The 16434-nt window shown below is 60.6% G+C and carries 16 protein-coding genes and 1 riboswitch; of the genes, 7 read left to right on the top strand and 9 right to left on the bottom strand.

From position 1 onward, the window contains the following. Window positions 1-31: 31 nt before the first annotated feature. Entirely contained in the window at window positions 32-526 is a 495-nt protein-coding gene (locus BM063_RS02185; protein WP_342713729.1) for a metallophosphoesterase family protein, read from the bottom strand. On the opposite strand from BM063_RS02185, the gene BM063_RS17160 reads away from it, so the two are divergent. Next, entirely contained in the window at window positions 507-1730 is a 1224-nt protein-coding gene (locus BM063_RS17160) for a hypothetical protein (protein WP_143085204.1), read from the top strand. The two genes, BM063_RS02185 and BM063_RS17160, sit on opposite strands and share 20 nt — an antisense overlap. A gap of 260 nt (window positions 1731-1990) precedes the next feature. On the opposite strand, the gene BM063_RS02175 is transcribed toward BM063_RS17160, so the two are convergent. The 6 genes from BM063_RS02175 to BM063_RS02145 form a co-directional block, all read right to left on the bottom strand. Next, entirely contained in the window at window positions 1991-2758 is a 768-nt protein-coding gene (locus tag BM063_RS02175) for an SDR family NAD(P)-dependent oxidoreductase (protein WP_092035689.1), read from the bottom strand. Between the two features lie 24 nt (window positions 2759-2782). After that, the gene (locus tag BM063_RS02170; RefSeq protein ID WP_092035688.1) at window positions 2783-4153 is read right to left on the bottom strand and encodes a glutamine synthetase family protein; all 1371 of its coding nucleotides are present in this window, start codon (window positions 4151-4153) and stop codon (window positions 2783-2785) included. A 130-nt stretch (window positions 4154-4283) separates the two neighbouring features. Beyond that, on the bottom strand, window positions 4284-5750 hold the full coding sequence (locus BM063_RS02165) for an NAD-dependent succinate-semialdehyde dehydrogenase (RefSeq protein WP_218154397.1): 1467 nt from the start codon (window positions 5748-5750) through the stop codon (window positions 4284-4286). 207 nt (window positions 5751-5957) lie between these two features. Then, complete coding sequence (locus BM063_RS02155; RefSeq protein ID WP_092035686.1) at window positions 5958-7127, bottom strand: M20 family metallopeptidase; 1170 nt, start codon at window positions 7125-7127, stop codon at window positions 5958-5960. A gap of 32 nt (window positions 7128-7159) precedes the next feature. Then, the gene (locus BM063_RS02150; protein ID WP_177198930.1) at window positions 7160-8698 is read right to left on the bottom strand and encodes an amino acid permease; all 1539 of its coding nucleotides are present in this window, start codon (window positions 8696-8698) and stop codon (window positions 7160-7162) included. Beyond that, complete coding sequence (locus BM063_RS02145) at window positions 8661-8846, bottom strand: hypothetical protein (protein ID WP_092035684.1); 186 nt, start codon at window positions 8844-8846, stop codon at window positions 8661-8663. The genes BM063_RS02150 and BM063_RS02145 overlap by 38 nt, the downstream gene beginning before the upstream one ends. A gap of 417 nt (window positions 8847-9263) precedes the next feature. On the opposite strand from BM063_RS02145, the gene BM063_RS02135 reads away from it, so the two are divergent. Further along, window positions 9264-9482 (top strand): hypothetical protein, encoded by a 219-nt coding sequence (locus BM063_RS02135; RefSeq protein WP_092035682.1) that lies wholly within the window; start codon window positions 9264-9266, stop codon window positions 9480-9482. A gap of 172 nt (window positions 9483-9654) precedes the next feature. Here the strand turns inward: BM063_RS02135 and BM063_RS02130 are convergent, their stop codons facing one another. Further along, window positions 9655-9861 (bottom strand): hypothetical protein, encoded by a 207-nt coding sequence (locus BM063_RS02130; protein WP_092035681.1) that lies wholly within the window; start codon window positions 9859-9861, stop codon window positions 9655-9657. A gap of 92 nt (window positions 9862-9953) precedes the next feature. Next, on the bottom strand, window positions 9954-11123 hold the full coding sequence (locus BM063_RS02125; protein ID WP_092035680.1) for an aminotransferase class I/II-fold pyridoxal phosphate-dependent enzyme: 1170 nt from the start codon (window positions 11121-11123) through the stop codon (window positions 9954-9956). A 217-nt stretch (window positions 11124-11340) separates the two neighbouring features. Further along, a riboswitch (cobalamin riboswitch) is annotated at window positions 11341-11550 on the top strand. Between the two features lie 125 nt (window positions 11551-11675). Between BM063_RS02125 and BM063_RS02120 the strand changes: the two genes are divergently transcribed. The 5 genes from BM063_RS02120 to BM063_RS02100 all read left to right on the top strand — a co-directional run bounded on the left by BM063_RS02120 (window position 11676) and on the right by BM063_RS02100 (window position 16426). Then, the gene (locus BM063_RS02120) at window positions 11676-13931 is read left to right on the top strand and encodes a ribonucleoside-diphosphate reductase subunit alpha (RefSeq protein WP_092035813.1); all 2256 of its coding nucleotides are present in this window, start codon (window positions 11676-11678) and stop codon (window positions 13929-13931) included. After that, complete coding sequence (locus tag BM063_RS02115) at window positions 13919-14365, top strand: flavodoxin (protein WP_245751979.1); 447 nt, start codon at window positions 13919-13921, stop codon at window positions 14363-14365. Before BM063_RS02120 ends, BM063_RS02115 begins: the two co-directional genes overlap by 13 nt. Further along, complete coding sequence (locus tag BM063_RS02110) at window positions 14341-15381, top strand: ribonucleotide-diphosphate reductase subunit beta (protein ID WP_245751978.1); 1041 nt, start codon at window positions 14341-14343, stop codon at window positions 15379-15381. Before BM063_RS02115 ends, BM063_RS02110 begins: the two co-directional genes overlap by 25 nt. Window positions 15382-15680: 299 nt before the next feature. Beyond that, window positions 15681-16109, top strand: coding sequence for a MarR family winged helix-turn-helix transcriptional regulator (locus BM063_RS02105; protein ID WP_177198932.1), 429 nt, complete (start codon window positions 15681-15683; stop codon window positions 16107-16109). After that, window positions 16094-16426 (top strand): DUF3147 family protein, encoded by a 333-nt coding sequence (locus tag BM063_RS02100; protein WP_092035676.1) that lies wholly within the window; start codon window positions 16094-16096, stop codon window positions 16424-16426. Before BM063_RS02105 ends, BM063_RS02100 begins: the two co-directional genes overlap by 16 nt. Window positions 16427-16434 lie beyond the last annotated feature (8 nt).

Below are 16434 nucleotides of genomic sequence, written 5' to 3'. Positions count from 1 at the left end.
CGACTCACCCTAATGTAGGTATTCCACTTCCTCACTCCCGACTGGAAAACCAGACGTGGCGCACGCGGATCCCCCTTTTCCCCAGCAGGGCCACGCCGTAGGAGAAGCGGGGACTGCGCCGCCGGTCGGTGGGGGAACCCGGGTTGAAGACCAGGGTGTTCCCGTGCCTTCCCTTGTAGGGAAGGTGCGTGTGCCCGAAGACGAGCAGATGGAGAGGTTCCCCCGCGAAGGCGGCGAAGGCCCTTTCAAGGGTGGTGCCCTTTCGCCCCTCCCCGTGCACCAACCCGATCCGGTATCCCCCGAGCCGGACGATGCGCCTCTCCCCCAATCGCCGGCGGAGTTCCGGGGGATCGCAGTTTCCGGCCACCCCGTACACCGGCGCGTACGCTTCCAACTCCTCGATGACCGCCTCATCCACCCAGTCGCCGGCGTGCAGGATGGCGTCCGCCCGCTCAAGCCCCCGGATCAACGCCGAAGGCAAGCGCTTCGCCCGCTTGGGGATGTGCGTGTCGGAAACGATCACCACGCGCAATAAAATCACCTCGCGAAAAACCGCTTCCTTGAAACGTGCATTCCGTCTCCTCTTTCGGGATTCACCTGCCCCCACCAAAAAAATCAAACCGCGGCGACGCCTGGAGAATATCAACTTCCCATCATCAATTTATGAAAATCTCAACCCTTTTGGATTCGCCGTGCCAGCGGGCAGCATCCAGATTATAAACTTTTCCGGTTGTCAGCCGAAGGGATCGGACCTTTCCGGGTTTTCGATCCAAGACAAACCAGATGACCTGACGGTTTTTCTTCCCTTTCCCCTCAAACCTGCTGTCGGAATCACTTTGCATTGGCCGCCCGGTTGCCTGTCCGCCGCCGGACAGGACGAGGGACTGAAAGGGAGCCGGTTCCAGCCGGAGCGCGGCATCCCCCGGATTTTCAATGGAATACTCGATTTGAACCATGTATGCCGCTTTATTCCCCTTCCAACCAAACTTCTTCAGATCTTCCCGAAACGGCGAGGTGATGTCAGTCACTTTGAAGATTTTGATCCTATCCAGATCGATTTTCAGGGGGGAAAGATGGACCTCTTCGAAGGGATGAACGTTGTACAGGAGCTCAAAGGTGCCGAACCCGTTGATCTTCGTGATCTGTCCGGGACGAATCAGCGGCTCGCTCGGGTGAATTTCTTTTTTCTCGCGGAGCTCGGATCTCGCGGAGCTCGGATCGGTTCCCGCTTTCGAGCGATTGTTTTGGAAGCATCTGCGGCTTCCAAGGTTCTACCTGAGAACAGCCGAAAAGTGCAGAGATCAGGACAGCGGAGAGGGGCAGGATCCATCCTTTCTTCATCCGATCATCTCAAGACGGGGTTCTTAACAGGGATTGTGGCACATGGAGAGGTCGATGGCAATTGCATGCAAATACGAAAAGTCAGTGATCGGCAGAGTCAACGGTTTTTTTCAGACCTTCGGCATCTCGCTGCGGGTTGCCAACCAGGAAAGGAAAACTTTTTTGGAAATCCTTGCGATACATGCCAATGCATTGTAAGGCGCGGGAACCCGCCCATCCTCCTGTTGCATCCAAACGGGGGAATGATCAACGGACGTCTGATGATTTTTCTTGGCCCGGCTGTGTCGAATCGGAAAAAGCATGCCGACCTGAAACGTCCCCTGTCAACCATGCAATACCAAGACGGGTTGCCCTTGTCGGAAGCCAGCCGCAGCGGAAACGGAAAATGAACCGTTCAAAAGCCCCGGATCGGACGATCCGATCCCCATCCCATCCTTCCATCCATCGAAAAAGGGGAACGTGACGGCGAAACCCATAACGGATGAAAAATATGTGATCCAAGTGTCGTTGAAAACCCCCCAAGTCCCCAGTCGGCCGTCAAACACTCCCGGACAGCGGCAAAAACCCCGGTGTCGGAAAAAAACCCCGCAATGATCAAGAAGGACGGCGAAAAAGGGAATCCCGCCGGGTGGAATTCCCTTTTGCCCCTTCAAAAATAATTGCTGGTGATTCCCCCGTCGATGGTGATGATGGCGCCGTTGGTCCAGTCGGATTCGTCGGAGGCAAGATAGATGGCGCAGTAGACGATGTCCTCCGGCCGGCCGAAGCGTCCGCTGGGCTGCCGGCTGAGTCGGAGTTTGCGGGCCTCCTCGTCCCGGAGGAGCCACTCGGTGAGCAGCGGGGTCTCGATCGGTCCCGGGCAGATGGCGTTGGAGCGGATGCCCTTGGGCCGAAACTGGATGGCCAGGGATTTGGTCAGGGAAACGACGGCTCCCTTGGAGGCCGTATAGGCGTCCTGGGGCACGCTGCAGCCGACGAAGGCGACGAAGGAAGCGATGTTGATGATGGAGCCTTTCCCCTGCTCGATCATGACCGGTATCACATATTTGCAGGTGAGGAAAATCCCCCGCACGTTGACGGCCATCACCCGGTCCCACACCTCGACGGAGGTGTCGATCACCGAGTGGTCCTCCTCGGGCATAATCCCGGCGTTGTTGTACAGGACATCCAGCCGGCCGAACCGCCGGCGGGCCGCTTCGACGGCGGACCGGACGCTGGCCTCATCGGAAACGTCGCAGGGAAAAAAGGCGGCCTCTCCCCCGGCGCGGTTGATCGCTTCCGCGACGGAGCGCCCGGCGGTTTCCTTCAGCTCAAACACCGCCACCTTTGCCCCCTCGGCGGCGAACATCTCCGCGGCCCGCTTCCCCATGCCGCTTCCGGCGCCGGTGATGATGCAGACCTTGTCCTTCAAGCGCATGAATGCTTCCCTCCAGTCTACGGATCAGATCCGCTCAAAGTACCGCCGCTTTTCCCAATCGGTGACCACCTGGTCATAGAACCGCTGCTCCACCCGGGCGGCGTTCAAGTAGTGATCGGACACCGTTTCGCCGAAAGCCCTCCTGACGAAGGTGCTGCCCGCAAAGGCTTCGATCGCCTCGGCCAGGGATGCGGGCAGGGTTTCGGACCCCTGCCGGGCGTAACCGTTGCCTTCGCAGGGCTCCTCCAACTCGTAACCGTTCACGAGCCCCTCCAGGCCGGAGGCGATCATCGCCGCGTAGGCCAGATAGGGGTTGGCGTCCGCCCCGGGGAAGCGGTTCTCGATGCGCAGACTTTCCCCGCTGCCCACGATCCGCAGGCCGCAGGTCCGGTTGTCCCAGCCCCACACGATGTGGGTGGGCGCCCAGCTTTCGGCGATGTACCGCTTGTAGGAATTGACGTTGGGGGCGAACAGAATCGCCGTTTCGCGCATGTGGCGCATCACGCCGGCGAGAAAACTCCGCATCGTCTTCGACATGCCCCCCTCCGCCGCCGGATCGTAAAAGGCGTTCCGGCCGGTTTTCCTGTCCCGGAGGCTCAGGTGGATGTGGCAGCTGGAACCGGTCCAGGAATGGTCGGGCTTGGCCATGAAGGTGACCGACACGCCGCTCTGGATGGCCATCTCCTTCATCCCGTGCTTCAGCAGAACGTGCCTGTCGGCGGATTCCAGGGCGTCGGCATAGCGCACATTGATCTCGTGCTGGGCGATGCCGGCCTCCCCCTTGGTGCATTCGATGGGGATGTCCGCCCGGGAAAACTGTTCCCGGAACCGACGGTACAGCCCTTCGTTGCGCATCCCCTGAAGCAGGTGATAATCCTCGTTGTAATGGCCGCCAAGCTCCAGACCCGCATACCCCTTCCGGAACGCCTCCTCATAGGAGTCCCGCACCAGGTAAAACTCCAGCTCGCTGGCCATCATCACCTCGAATCCCAGGGCCGCCGCCCGCCCCACCTGCCGCTTCAGCACCGAGCGCGGGGCGACCATCACCGGTTTTCCTTCCTCATCCACCACGTCCGCCAGCACGCAGGCGGTCTTCTCCAGCCAAGGAATCACCCGCAGGGTATTCCAGTCCGGCTTGGCGGTCCAATCGCCGTAACCCTTCTCCCAGCCGACGACGGAAAATCCCTGGGGCGTGGTCATCTCCATGTCGGTCCCCAGGAGGTAGTCGCAGAAATGGCTGCCCTCATCGGCGATGCGCAGGAAATGCTCGCCGGTGTACCGCTTCCCCATCAACCGCCCCTGCATGTCGCAAAACCCGACGGCGACGGTGTCCACCTCTCCCGCTTTGATCAGCTCCTTCAGCCGGTCCAGCGTCACCTTCCCGGCTTCCGCCATGCTCCCTCCTCCTTATCCGCAGTCCATCCCCTTTTCTCGGACGGGATCCCCGGCGAAGACGCCTTCGGGCGGGAGGACCGGGCGGCCCCGTCCGGATGGCTTCGGTCGCTGAGTGTTTTTCTCCCGCTCCTTACAAATTCAGGGAAATGTACTTCAAATGGAGAAACTCCTCCATGCCGTGCCGGCCTCCTTCCCTCCCCTGGCCGCTCTCCTTGATGCCCCCGAAGGGTGCCTGGGGCACGCTGAGGGAGGTGCCGTTGACGGCCACCATGCCGAACTCCAGATTCTCCGCCATGCGGAACACCCGCCCGACGTCCCGGGTGAACACGTAGGCGGCCAAGCCGTAGGGAGTGGCATTGACGCGCGCCAGCACCTCCCCTTCCTCCCGGAAGGGGACGACGGGAGCCACCGGCCCGAAAATCTCCTCATGAACCAGGCGCATCTCCAGAGTGACATCGCCGATCACCGTCGGAGCATAAAAGGTTCCCGAGCGGTGGGGCTCCCCGGTGAGGCGGCATCCACCGGTCAGGACCCGGGCGCCCTTCCGGACCGCATCTTCGACGAGGGCCTCCACCTTGCGCAAATTCCGCTCGTCGATCAGCGGCCCCATTCTCACCCCCGGTTCCGTCCCCCGCCCGACCCGGAGACTTTGCACCCGGCTCACCAGCCGTTCGGAAAAACGGTCGACGATCGACTCGTGGACGTACAGGACGTTGATGCCGTTACACATCTGCCCCGCGTTTTCAAATTTGTTCCCGATCGTCGCCTCCACCGCCCGCTCCAGGTCGGAGTCGGGAAAGACGATCAGGGGAGCGTTGCCTCCCAATTCCAAGGAGAGGCGCTTCACCCGTTCCGCCGAAGCGCGGATCAGCTTCTTGCCCGTCTCCGTCGAACCGGTGAAGGACACTTTGCGAACCCGCGGATCGGCCATCATTTCCCGGCCGATGGCCCCCGCCTCTCCGGTGACCAGGTTGGCCGCTCCCGGCGGAAGGCCCGCCTCCTCCAGCAGCTTCAGCAAGGCGACGGCGGTAAGGGGGGTCTGGCTGGCCGGCTTCAGCACGACGGTGCATCCCGCCGCCAGGGCCGCCGCCATTTTGCGCGTCACCATCGTGGCGGGATAATTCCAGGGAGTGATCAGGGCCGCCACCCCGACGGGCTGGCGGATCACGAGGATGCGCTGATTCCCTCGGGATCCGGGCAAGGTCTCGCCGCAGATCCGCTTCGCCTCCTCGGCGTACCATTCCACGAAGTCGGCCGCCCCGTCCGCCTCCTCCAGCGACTCGGCGAGGGGCTTTCCCTGCTCCAGGGTCAGGATCCGGGAAATTTCCTGCCGATGGTTTCGGATCGCCTCCGCCCACCGCTTCAACACCGACGCCCGCTCCGCTCCCGTGCGCCGGGACCAGCCGGGAAAGGCCGAAAAGGCCGCGTCGATCGCCCGGGCGGCGTCTTTTCCTCCGCCCTTCGGAACCCGGCCCACCACCTCCCCCGTGGCCGGATCGGTCACATCGACAAATTCACCCGAGACGGCTTCCACCCACCGCCCGCCGATCCACATCCGGCTTTCGCCGCCCAGGACGGCGGATGTCAACTCGCCCATCGCTCTCCCCCCTTCTCTCTGTCTGCCATGCCGCGGCAGGACATGGCCCTGGCCGCTCCGCCCGCGGCATGCCCAAACGCTTTTCGCGGTGTCTCAAGGAACTGCAGACTCCGGGGGGCGGACCGGGAAGTTCCCGCCCCTGCTCCATGCTTATGCTTGTCTCCGGCGAAATAGTCGCCCCCGCCGGCTTCCCGTCCAAACCCGTGATCATCCCTCCGCGGCGTCACCGGCGACCTCCGCCATCAGAAGGGCCAAAAGGGCGATGCGGGGCACCATGCTGTCCGCTTCCAGGTATTCGCCGGGGCTGTGGTCCGATCCGCCCACCGGCCCCAGCCCGTCGAGGCAGGGGATCCCCCGGGACGAAACCCAGTTGGCGTCGGAACCGCCTCCCGTCCAAACATCCTCCACGGAGAAATTCAGAGACCGGGCGCACCGCTTGGCCAGTTCGGCGAGGCGCCGGTTCCCTTCCGTCTTCTCCATCGGCGGAAACCACAGCATGCCCTCCACCCGGGCCTCTCCGCCGGTCACGGACGGGAGGGCGGCCACCTCTTCCAACAGCCGGGTCGCAGCCTGCAGCCCGCCTGCGCTGAAGAGGCGGACGTCGATTTCCGCCCGGGCCCGGTCCGGAACCACGTTGGACACCGTCCCCCCTTCGATTCTTCCGATGTTGATGCGAAAGCCCCTTTGGCCGGCGGCCCGTTCCTGCAGGGCGGAGAGACGCGCGACCAGGTCGACGATGGCATTTCTCCCCTTTTCCGGCTCCACCCCGGCGTGGGCCGCCTTGCCGAAGGATTCCAGGACAAAGGAGGCGACGCCGGCGCGGGCGCTGACGAGGCTCCCGTCGACCCGGGCCGCCTCCAGCACGAACACCGCATCGGAACCTTCCAGGGCTCCCAGCATCGCCTCCTTTGTGTGGGGGGAGCCCCTCTCCTCCTCGCTGTTGAGGACGAAGCGGATCTCCCCCCACGCGCCGGGCAAAACCTCCGAAAGGGTGCGCACCGCGTAGAGGCCGACGAGCAATCCGCCCTTCATGTCGGATACGCCGGGCCCGAGCAAGCGGCTGCCCTCCCGTCGGAGGGGCCGCTCCGCCGCCGTGCCGTCGGGATACACCGTGTCCAAATGCCCCAGGAGTCCGATTCGCCCCTTTCCCCTCCCGGGGAGCCGTCCCACCCACACCCCGGCGCATCCCGGAGCGGGAAGGTGCTCCACGGAAAAACCCGCCTCCCGGAGCCAGGAAGCGAAGCGTTCGCCGACGGCGGTGACGCCGGACAGGTTGTGCGTCCCGCAATCCACTTCCACCAGCCGGCGCAGGCGGTCCTCCCAATCCCGGGAAACCCGCTCCGCCGCATCCTTCATCCGTTTCGCCAGGGATTCCATCACATCGCCTCCTTCAGCAGTCCGGCAACGTCTCACGATCCTTCCAGCTCCGCTTCCCGGCGCCGGAGCTCCTCCTCCGTCGTGCCCAGGGCGGCCTGCGGTCCCCGGAAATGTTTGCGGTAATAGGAGAAATCCATGATGAGCAGCAGGAGCATCATGACGGCGAGGGTGTACCCGGCGTTCTGATTGGGAGGGATCACCATGATGATGCTGATGAAGGCGATCCACAGCAGGGCGACGACCGAAATGGGCCGGCCCCATTTTCCCAGATTCCACGGGCCCAGATGCTTCCGGGAAAACTTCCCCTTCGCTTCGGCCCTAAGGCGCAGCAGCACCGGAATGCCGTAGGCCACATACAGACCGACCACGCTGACTCCCGTCAAAAAAGTGAGGGTGGTGTAGGACGTATCCGGATGGATCCGCTTGATGACGTAATCGATCAGAGCCAGGCCGAAGGAAAGGATGACCGACAGCCAGATGGCGTGGGCAGGCGTGCGGTATTTTTTGCTGATGCGGGCCCACAGGTCGCTCCGGGGCATCCCCTTGTCGCGGGAGAAGGCGAACATCATCCGCGAAAAGGAGGTGACCGAGGAAAGGCCGCAGAACCACATGGCAAGGGTGATCAGCCACAGGAGCGTCTGCCCGAACACGCCGCCCAAGGCCTGGCTGATGACGTGGATGAAGGGATTGTCCGCGGCGACCGCCGCGCCGACGTCCTTGATGGCCAGCGTCACGAAGGCGAGCATGATCATTCCGGTCACGAAGGAGAAAGCGACGGAGGTGAAAATCCCCCAGGGCGCCCGGACCCGCGGATGGAGGGTCTCCTCGATCGTGTGGGCGGAGGCGTCATAACCGGTGAAGGTCCACTGCGCCTGCAGGAGACCGATCAGGAAGGCCAGGGCGTAGGGTTTGTCGGAAAAGGTCTCCCCGACCCGGAACAGCGTCTCCACCGGCTGCAGTCCTCCCCGGGTGAAAAAGGCGAGGCTGAACACCAGGATCAGGACGACCCCGATGTGATACCAGGCGGAAAAATCGTTCAACCGCGCGACGATGCGGATCCCCAGGTGGTTGAACAGACCGTGGGAGAGGAGGACCAAAGCGAAAACGATCAGGGTGGAGGTCTCCGTCATCCGGTAGCCCAGCACCGGCGACAGGAGGCCGTCGATGAAAATGGCCGCCGAATAGTCGATCCCGGCCACGATGCCGATCTGGCCGATCAGGTTGATCCAGGCCGTATACCAACCCCATCGCTTGTTCCCGAGCAGGGAGGCCCAGTGGTACAAAGCGCCCGCGGTGGGAATCGCCGATGCCAATTCCGCCATCGCCGCCGCCACCAGCAGGACGAACAGGGCGACCAGGGGCCAGCCGAAACCCATCATGCCGGTGCCGCCGTAGGTGAGACCGTGTCCGTATAGGGAAACGGCACCGGTCAGGACCGAGATGATCGAGAAGGAAATCGCGAAATTGGAAAAGCCCCCCATATCCCGGAACAGTTCCTGGGCATACCCGAACTTGTGCAAATCCCTTTTGTCCTCATCCCGTTGTTTCTCCTTGGCGTAATCCCTCTTCACCGCCGTCCCCCTCCTTTCCGTCTTCCCGCCCCAGGAAATCGACGTGTTCCCTTTCATCAAAGCGGCGAACATTTTCATTGGCCACGTATCCGATGCCGACAGCCACCAGACAAGTGAAGAGTATGAGCAGGATGCCGAGGAGCGTCACGGGCCCACCCCCTTCCCGCCGAGGCGTCTGGTTGGAAAACCCTTTTTTCAAATATACGATTGGTATTTTTTCTTTTAGAACAGGCCGCGGTCTCCCGCGGACATCCCCGCCCCTGCAGGGAGATGGCGATCTTCGCAGTTTCAAAAGAAAAATATGTTTACCCCAATTCTTTTTGTGGGATAGATACTTTAGACCATGTGATTACCCTATCGGTTGTATACAGAAAATTCCGTTTCCTGCCCTTGCGCCGGCCGATCGGCAAGGATCCGGCCGCACGCCGGATGGGAGCGGATCATGAACATTCTTTCGGGAAAACCGAAGGGAGGATGGCAAACCGGAGAAAACATGGTAGAATAATATAAAGGGGAACATACGATCGTATGTTTGTGATCATTTTCCATGCGGGAGTGAGGTAACATGGCGCTCACCGACGAAGAAAAAGAAACGGTCATCCAGTTCGATGAATCCCGGGACAAGGCCATTTTGTACACGGCCAGCTGGAACGTCGCCCGCAGGGTGAGGCGGGCCGGCTACCGGCCGATCAAGAAGACCCCGGGCGGCTGGTGGTTCGAAATCCCCCTCGATGCCATGAGCATTCAGGGAGAAAAGCTGACCCCAACCGCCAGCGGCAGCTGAAGGGGTGAAACCGAAAAAAAACCGGGGCCTTCCGGCCCCAATCAGCAGGTTGGCGCTGAAAACCGGGACTGGCGAGCGGCACTCCGCCCTGCCTCGACGCTGATGTCCCGGCCCGGCGTAAAGCTCCCGTCCGACCGTTCCCGGTCAACGTCACCGCCTCTAAACGTCCCCGTCAAGAACCATCGCCGGGGTTCTTTTTATTTTCGGCGGGATCTTCGGAGCGGCGAAACAGCTTCCGCCACAACCATTTGAAGAAGTCCCTGATCATATCGAAAAAATCCAAGATGGTTCCGATAATCTCCCCCACTCGCAACAGGGCGGACAAAAACCGGAAAAATCCCGTAATCAGCCGCCACAAGCCTTCCAGCAACTCCTCCATGGCTCATCTCCTTCCGACGCGGTTGCCGCCGGCAGGAAGGGCCTGTTCCCCTTCCGCCGGCATCCTTCTTTCGCAGTAACCGGACAGTCGCTCTACCTGCCCTCTAAAAACCGCCCGATCCGATCAGCGGCCTCCTTAAGCCGGTCTTCGGGCTGGACGAGGGTGATCCGGACATATCCTTCCCCCTTTTCTCCGAAAGCCCGGCCGGGGGTGAGCACCACCCCGGTCTCCTCCAGCACCCGGAACACAAAGGATTCGGAACTCCACCCCTCGGGAATTTTCGCCCACACGTACATGGTGGCCGGGGGCTTGGCCACCTCCCATCCGCCTGCGGCGAGCCGCTCGACCAGCGCATCCCGCCGCGCCTGATACGTCTCCACCTGTCTCCGGATAAAGGCGTCCCCCGTGTCCAGCGCCGCCTCGGCCGCCTTTTGAATCGGATAAAAGATTCCGTATTGGGTGTGGGACATCAGCCGGCCGAGGGCCTGAAGCACCTCCGGATGCCCGACCACGTAGCCGATGCGGCATCCGGCCATGTTGAAGGTCTTGGAGAAGGAATTGAACTCGACGCCGACCTCCTTCGCCCCCGGAACGGACAGGAAGCTGACCGCCCGCCGCCCGTCGAAGACCAGCTCGGAATAGGTGAAATCGTGGGCGATCAGGATCTCGTGTTTTTTCGCAAAGCGGACCAACTCCTCGAAAAAGGCGCGATCCGCCATGGCGGTGACCGGATTGCCGGGATAGTTGAGGAGCATCATTTTGGCCCGCCCGAGGACCGCTTCGGGAATCGCCTCCAGCCGGGGCAGAAACCCGTTTTCCTCCTCCAGGGGCATCGGATAAGGAACCCCGCCGGCAATCCGCACGCTCGCCTCGTAGATGGGGTAGCCGGGATCGGGAACGAGGACGACATCGCCGGGATCGATCACGGTCATGGCCAGATGGGCCAGCCCGTCCTGGGAGCCGATCAGCTGCAGCACCTCGTCCCGGGGATTGAGCCGAACCCCGTACCGCTCCTCGTAGAAGGCCGCCACCTTGCCGTTGAAGGACGGAATCGCCTCCAGGGTGTAGCCGTACTTGCTCCCGTCCATCGACCACTTCCGGATCTCCTCCATCACCTCCCGGGGAGGCGGCAGGTCCGGGCTGCCCACGCTCAGATCGATCACCGGTTTTCCGCTCTCCATCACCCGTCGCTTCGCCCGCAACAATTGGTTAAAAACACCCAAGGGCAACTGTTGGATATTTTTTGACGGTTGAATGCGCATCGGAATCCTCCTCGAAAGGCGTTCAGCCGCGTTTTTCACTCATCATAAACATTTGCAGAAGCGGTTTCAACGGGATTCATCCGCAAATCCGGGATCCATCCGCGCCTTTTCCCTGCGCTCACCTTTTGTTTTGCAAGTATTGACAACCTCCGATCCCCCGTGGTATCTTAAATCAGACACTATATTTTGTTGTAACTCGATGAGTATACTACAACATATTGAGTTACGGCGGGAAGGTGCCTGGTAAAGGCTTAAAAGGGAATCCGGTGAAAATCCGGAACTGTCCCCGCAACTGTGAATGCGGACGACCGGGTCATATCCACTGCATCGGAAAGGTCGGCGGCGCGTGCCACCGGCTGCCGATGCGGGAAGGGACCCGGCCGGATGACGCATGAGTCAGGAGACCTGCCTTCCCGCCCGGCTGGACACTTCTTCGGGGGGTGAGAAGTGGAAGCGGGGGAATTCTTGTGCCTTTTTCAGGCCGCTTATCCGCTCCATCCCGGGCGGATTTTTTATTTGAACCGAAAGGAGAGGGAAACCTTGAGCCGATCCATCCCGGCATCGCAAAATCCGGCATCTGACCAAAAAGCGTTGGAATCATACATCGACCGGGTCCTCTCGGGGCTCCGGCTGAAGGGCCTTCCGGAATTCAAAGAAAAGATCTTCCGGAGGGTCTCCCAAAAACCCGGCCTTTCGAGGGACCAGCTGACGAACCTCTTGATCGCGACCGCCCTGGAAAACGTGGATGAAGCCAACGCCCCATGGAGTTTTGCCGCGGCGAGAATTTTTCTGGACCAACTCTATCGCAAAGCGGGGGAAAACCGGGGCTGTGCGGGGAAAAAATACGGCGATTACTATCAATTGCAACGGACGCTGACGGAAAAGGGGATCTACTCCCCCAATATCCTGGAAAAATACACGGAGGAGGAGATCCGGCAGCTCGCCCGTCTCATCGATCCCGACAAAGACCTTCTGTTCGATTATCCCGGCCTGCATATGCTGGCCACCCGCTATCTGGCGACCGACCACGAAAAGAACATTTATGAACTCCCCCAGGAGCGCTGGCTGACGATCGCTTTGCACCTGATGCAGGATGAGCCGAAGGAGCGGAGACACCTCCTGGTTCAGGAAGCCTACTGGGCCCTGTCCAACCTTTACATGACGGTGGCCACCCCCACCCTGGCCAACGCCGGGCTTTCCCACGGCCAGCTGTCCAGCTGCTTCATCGACACGGTCTCCGATTCCCTCATCGACATCTACAACAGCAACACCGACGTGGCCCGGCTTTCCAAAGACGGCGGGGGCATCGGCGTCTACCTGGGAAAGGTGAGGAGCCGCGGCAGCGACATCAAAGGTTTCAAGGGCGCTTCCTCCGGCATCGTCCCCTGGACGAGGCAACTCAACAACACCGCCGTCAGCGTCGATCAGCTCGGGAGGAGAAAGGGGGCTGTCTGCGTCTATCTGGACGTCTGGCACGCCGACATCCTTTCCTTCCTGGACCTGAAACTGAACAACGGAGATGAACGGCAGCGGGCCCACGACATCTTCACCGGCGTCTGCATCCCCGACCTGTTCATGGAACGGGTCGAAGAGCGGGGGGACTGGTATTTGTTCGACCCCCACGAAGTCCGGCGGGTCATGGGATTTTCCCTGGAGGATTATTATGACGAGCGGCCGGGCGGCGGGAGCTTCCGGGAAAGATACGAGGCCTGCGTCCGGAATGACCGGCTGAGGAAACAGAAGGTTCCGGCCATTCAAATCATGATCCGGATCATGAAATCCCAGCTGGAGACGGGATCCCCCTTCATGTTTTACCGGGATCAGGCCAACCGCATGAATCCCAACGGGCACGCCGGCATGATCTATGCCAGCAACCTGTGCACCGAGATCGCCCAGAACATGTCGCCCACCGTTCAATACGAGGAAACGGTCGACGGGGACACCATCATCACTTACAAGAAGGCGGGGGATTTCGTCGTCTGCAACCTGTCCTCGATCCATCTGGGAAAAGCGGTTCCGGCCGGCGTCCTGGAGCGCCTGATCCCCATTCAGGTCCGGATGCTGGACAACGCGATCGACCTGAACAAGATCGGCGTCAAGCAAGCGGCCCTGACCAACAAAAAATACCGGGCGATCGGCCTCGGCACCTTCGGGTGGCATCACCTGCTGGCCCTTGAGGAGATTCCCTGGGAATCGGAGGAAGCGGTCCGGCTGGCGGACCGGCTGTATGAAACCATCGCCCGCCTGACAATCCGGGCGAGCTGCGAACTGGCAAAGGAGAAGGGAGCTTACCCGCTGTTTGAAGGCAGCGACTGGCAGACCGGGGCGTACTTCGAGAAGAGAGGATACCTCTCGGGGAACAGCGCCGAAGAGTGGAAAGAAATCCGAAACATGATCCGGAGGTGGGGCATCCGCAACGGCTATCTGATGGCCGTCGCCCCCAATTCCAGCACGTCCGTCATCGCCGGTTCCACCGCCGGCATCGACCCGGTGTTCAAACCCTTCTATTACGAGGAGAAAAAGGATTACAAACTGCCCGTCGTCGCCCCCGACCTGGACCATCGCACCTACGCGATCTACCGGCGCTCGGCCCATATCGTCGACCAGCGCTGGTCGATCCGGCAGAACGCGGCCCGGCAAAGGCATATTGACCAGGCGATCTCCTTCAACCTCTACGTCCCCCACAACATCCACGCAAAGGTGCTGCTGGACCTCCACCTAAAGGCATGGAAATCGGGGCTCAAATCCACCTATTACGTGCGGTCCACCGCCTCGGACGTCGAGGAGTGCACCTGGTGCGCATCCTGATCAGTTACGCCAGTTTCAGCGGAAACACCAAGGAGGTCGCCGAAATCATCGAACAGCGATTGACGAAGGAAGGCTGTGCCGTCGAGATGCACCGGATCCGCCGGCTGAACCGGAGAATCCCCGATCCTTCGCAATTTGATCTCTTTCTTCTCGGAACCTTCACCTGGGGAAGGGGCGACACCCCGGACATCGTCAAGGATTTTGTCCGGCAGATCGGCTGCAAGCCCCCCAACGTCTTCGTCTTCGGCACCGGTGACACCCAGTTCGGCGGGGACGATCTCTTCTGCAAAGCCTGCGACAAACTGGCAACCTTCTACGGTTCGACCTATGCGCCCCTGAAGATCGAACAGAGCCCCCGGGGGGCGCAGGAAGAAACCGTGACCAAATGGACGGAAGGAGTGCTGAAACATTGGATCAGCTCCTCAAAAAAGTGACCGTGCTGGAGCCGGAAAACCCCAACAAATCCACCGCCCTCTTCGGCGGCAAGGCGAGCGGCATTTTGAACTGGAACGATCTCGCCTATCCCCATTTCTATGATTTTCGGGAGCAGATCCGGTCCCTGTTCTGGCGGGCGAGCGAAGTGGACATGACCCACGACATCAAGCAGTTTCCCGAACTCTCCCCCGCTGAACGAAACGCTTTTCTGAAAATCATCGGTCTGCTGGCCACCCTGGACGGGCCGCAAACGGACATCGCCCTGCGCATCGCCCATTACTCGACGGACCCCTCGGTCAAGGCGATCATGGCCACCATCGCCGACCAGGAGAGCGAACACAATCACAGTTACGCCTATGTGCTCTCCTCCGTCGCCACCTACGATCAGCAGATCGAAACCTTTGAGTACGGCCGGAAAGATCCCGTCCTGCTCAAGCGGAACGAACGGATCAAGCAGGTATACAACGAATTCGCAAGCCGCCCCACCCTCTTGAACGTGTTGAAGGCCATGGTTTACTCCGCCCTGCTGGAGGGGCTGTTCTTCTACTCCGGTTTCGCCTTTTTCTATCACTTGGCCCGGCATCAGAAGATGGTCGGCACGTCGACGATGATTTCCTACATCAACCGGGACGAACTGCAGCACGGGCGCTTCATCGGCGAACTGTTCCGGGCCACCCTGGCGGAACATCCGGAACATAACACGGAGGAGTTTGCCGGCTGGGTGTACGATCAATTCCGGCACGCCGTGGAACAGGAAACGACCTGGAGCCGCTATATTTTGCAGGATATCGAGGGCATCGACCTCGGCGAAATGGAAGGCTACATCCAATACCGGGCCAACAAGATGCTCCGCCTCCTCGGCTTGAGCGATCTCTATGAAAACCGCACGGAGAATCCCATGAAATGGATTCGCGCGTACGCGGACAACTTCGACGGGACCAAGACGGACTTTTTCGAGCAGAAATCCCGTCAATACGTAAAGGTGGGGGATTTAAACGGCTTCGACGAGCTGTAAAGTCGCAAAGCGGCTTCCGCGCAGCAGCTTAATAACCTCAACAAACGGAAACGGGAGGCGGTTTTTCGCCAAACGACTGGCCAATGCGCGACCCGGGCGAAAAATCGCTTCCCTTCCGAGTCAGCCCGCGCGGAGACATTCCGCGCCCTTTTTGATTCACCGACATGCCGACGGACCGGCAAGGCCCGGTCGTGATATGTTCACACCTTTTGGACATGCAGTCCCCATCGCCGAAAGCATGTTGCAAATATATCGTTTTAGACGATATAATCGTTATAACCGATATAGGAGGGATCCTTATGGATGCAAGGGAACTTTCCCAACTGTTTTCTTCCATTTATTATCACTGCCACCCGCATTTCACCGTGCCGCTCTCCCACTCTTCGGTCCGGGCCCTCCACTGCATCGCCATGAATCCCGGAACAACCGTCCGGGCGGTGGCGGAACATCTGGGGTGTGCCCACAACACCGCTTCCGAAATCCTGCGCCGCCTGGAGGATAAAAAACTGATCTTTCGGAAACGGAGAAGGGACGACGAGCGGGTCGTGGAGCTCAACCTTACCCCTTCAGGCCGGAAAGTCCTGGAGGAACACACGGGACTGGACATTGCGAAATTGGAGCGCCTTCTCACCCGCATTCCGAAGGAGGAAAAAGACGTCATTTTTCAAGGGTTTTCGCTTCTTCTCAGGCGATTGAAGGAGGAGGCGCCGGAATGCTCTACACCTTGACCAAAGCGATCGCCTCCGCCCTGATCATCCTGCTCGTCACCTGGTTCGGCAAAAAATCCCCCGTGCTCGGGGGATGGATCGCGGCGCTCCCGCTGGTGAGTTTGCTGTCGGCTTTCTGGCTGTCCCTGGAACAGCCAAAATCCCGGGAAATCGCCGATTTTTTAACCGGGGTGTTGTGGGGATTGATTCCCACGGCCTTTCTCTTACTGATCATCGTGATTTGTCTGAGACATCATGTTTCGTTCCATTGGTCCCTGTTGTTCGGCATCGGTTTGTGGGGGGTCATCACCTGGTTCTTTCGGGTTCTCCAAAGCTGAAACCCTCC

The sequence above is a fragment of the Planifilum fulgidum genome (assembly GCF_900113175.1).
Lineage (GTDB): Bacteria > Bacillota > Bacilli > Thermoactinomycetales > DSM-44946 > Planifilum > Planifilum fulgidum.
Note: the sequence above shows the minus strand (reverse complement) of the source record. Positions and strands in the feature narration are given on the sequence as shown.

Excerpts from the sequence above, each read along its gene's own strand:
- BM063_RS02175 (WP_092035689.1), bottom strand. The coding sequence starts at position 2,758 with ATGCGCTTGAAGGACAAGGTCTGCATCATCACCGGCGCCGGAAGCGGC.
- BM063_RS02170 (WP_092035688.1), bottom strand. The coding sequence starts at position 4,153 with ATGGCGGAAGCCGGGAAGGTGACGCTGGACCGGCTGAAGGAGCTGATC.
- BM063_RS02165 (WP_218154397.1), bottom strand. The coding sequence starts at position 5,750 with ATGGGCGAGTTGACATCCGCCGTCCTGGGCGGCGAAAGCCGGATGTGG.
- BM063_RS02155 (WP_092035686.1), bottom strand. The coding sequence starts at position 7,127 with ATGGAATCCCTGGCGAAACGGATGAAGGATGCGGCGGAGCGGGTTTCC.
- BM063_RS02135 (WP_092035682.1), top strand. The coding sequence starts at position 9,264 with ATGGCGCTCACCGACGAAGAAAAAGAAACGGTCATCCAGTTCGATGAA.
- BM063_RS02130 (WP_092035681.1), bottom strand. The coding sequence starts at position 9,861 with ATGGAGGAGTTGCTGGAAGGCTTGTGGCGGCTGATTACGGGATTTTTC.
- BM063_RS02125 (WP_092035680.1), bottom strand. The coding sequence starts at position 11,123 with ATGCGCATTCAACCGTCAAAAAATATCCAACAGTTGCCCTTGGGTGTT.
- BM063_RS02105 (WP_177198932.1), top strand. The coding sequence starts at position 15,681 with ATGGATGCAAGGGAACTTTCCCAACTGTTTTCTTCCATTTATTATCAC.
- BM063_RS02100 (WP_092035676.1), top strand. The coding sequence starts at position 16,094 with ATGCTCTACACCTTGACCAAAGCGATCGCCTCCGCCCTGATCATCCTG.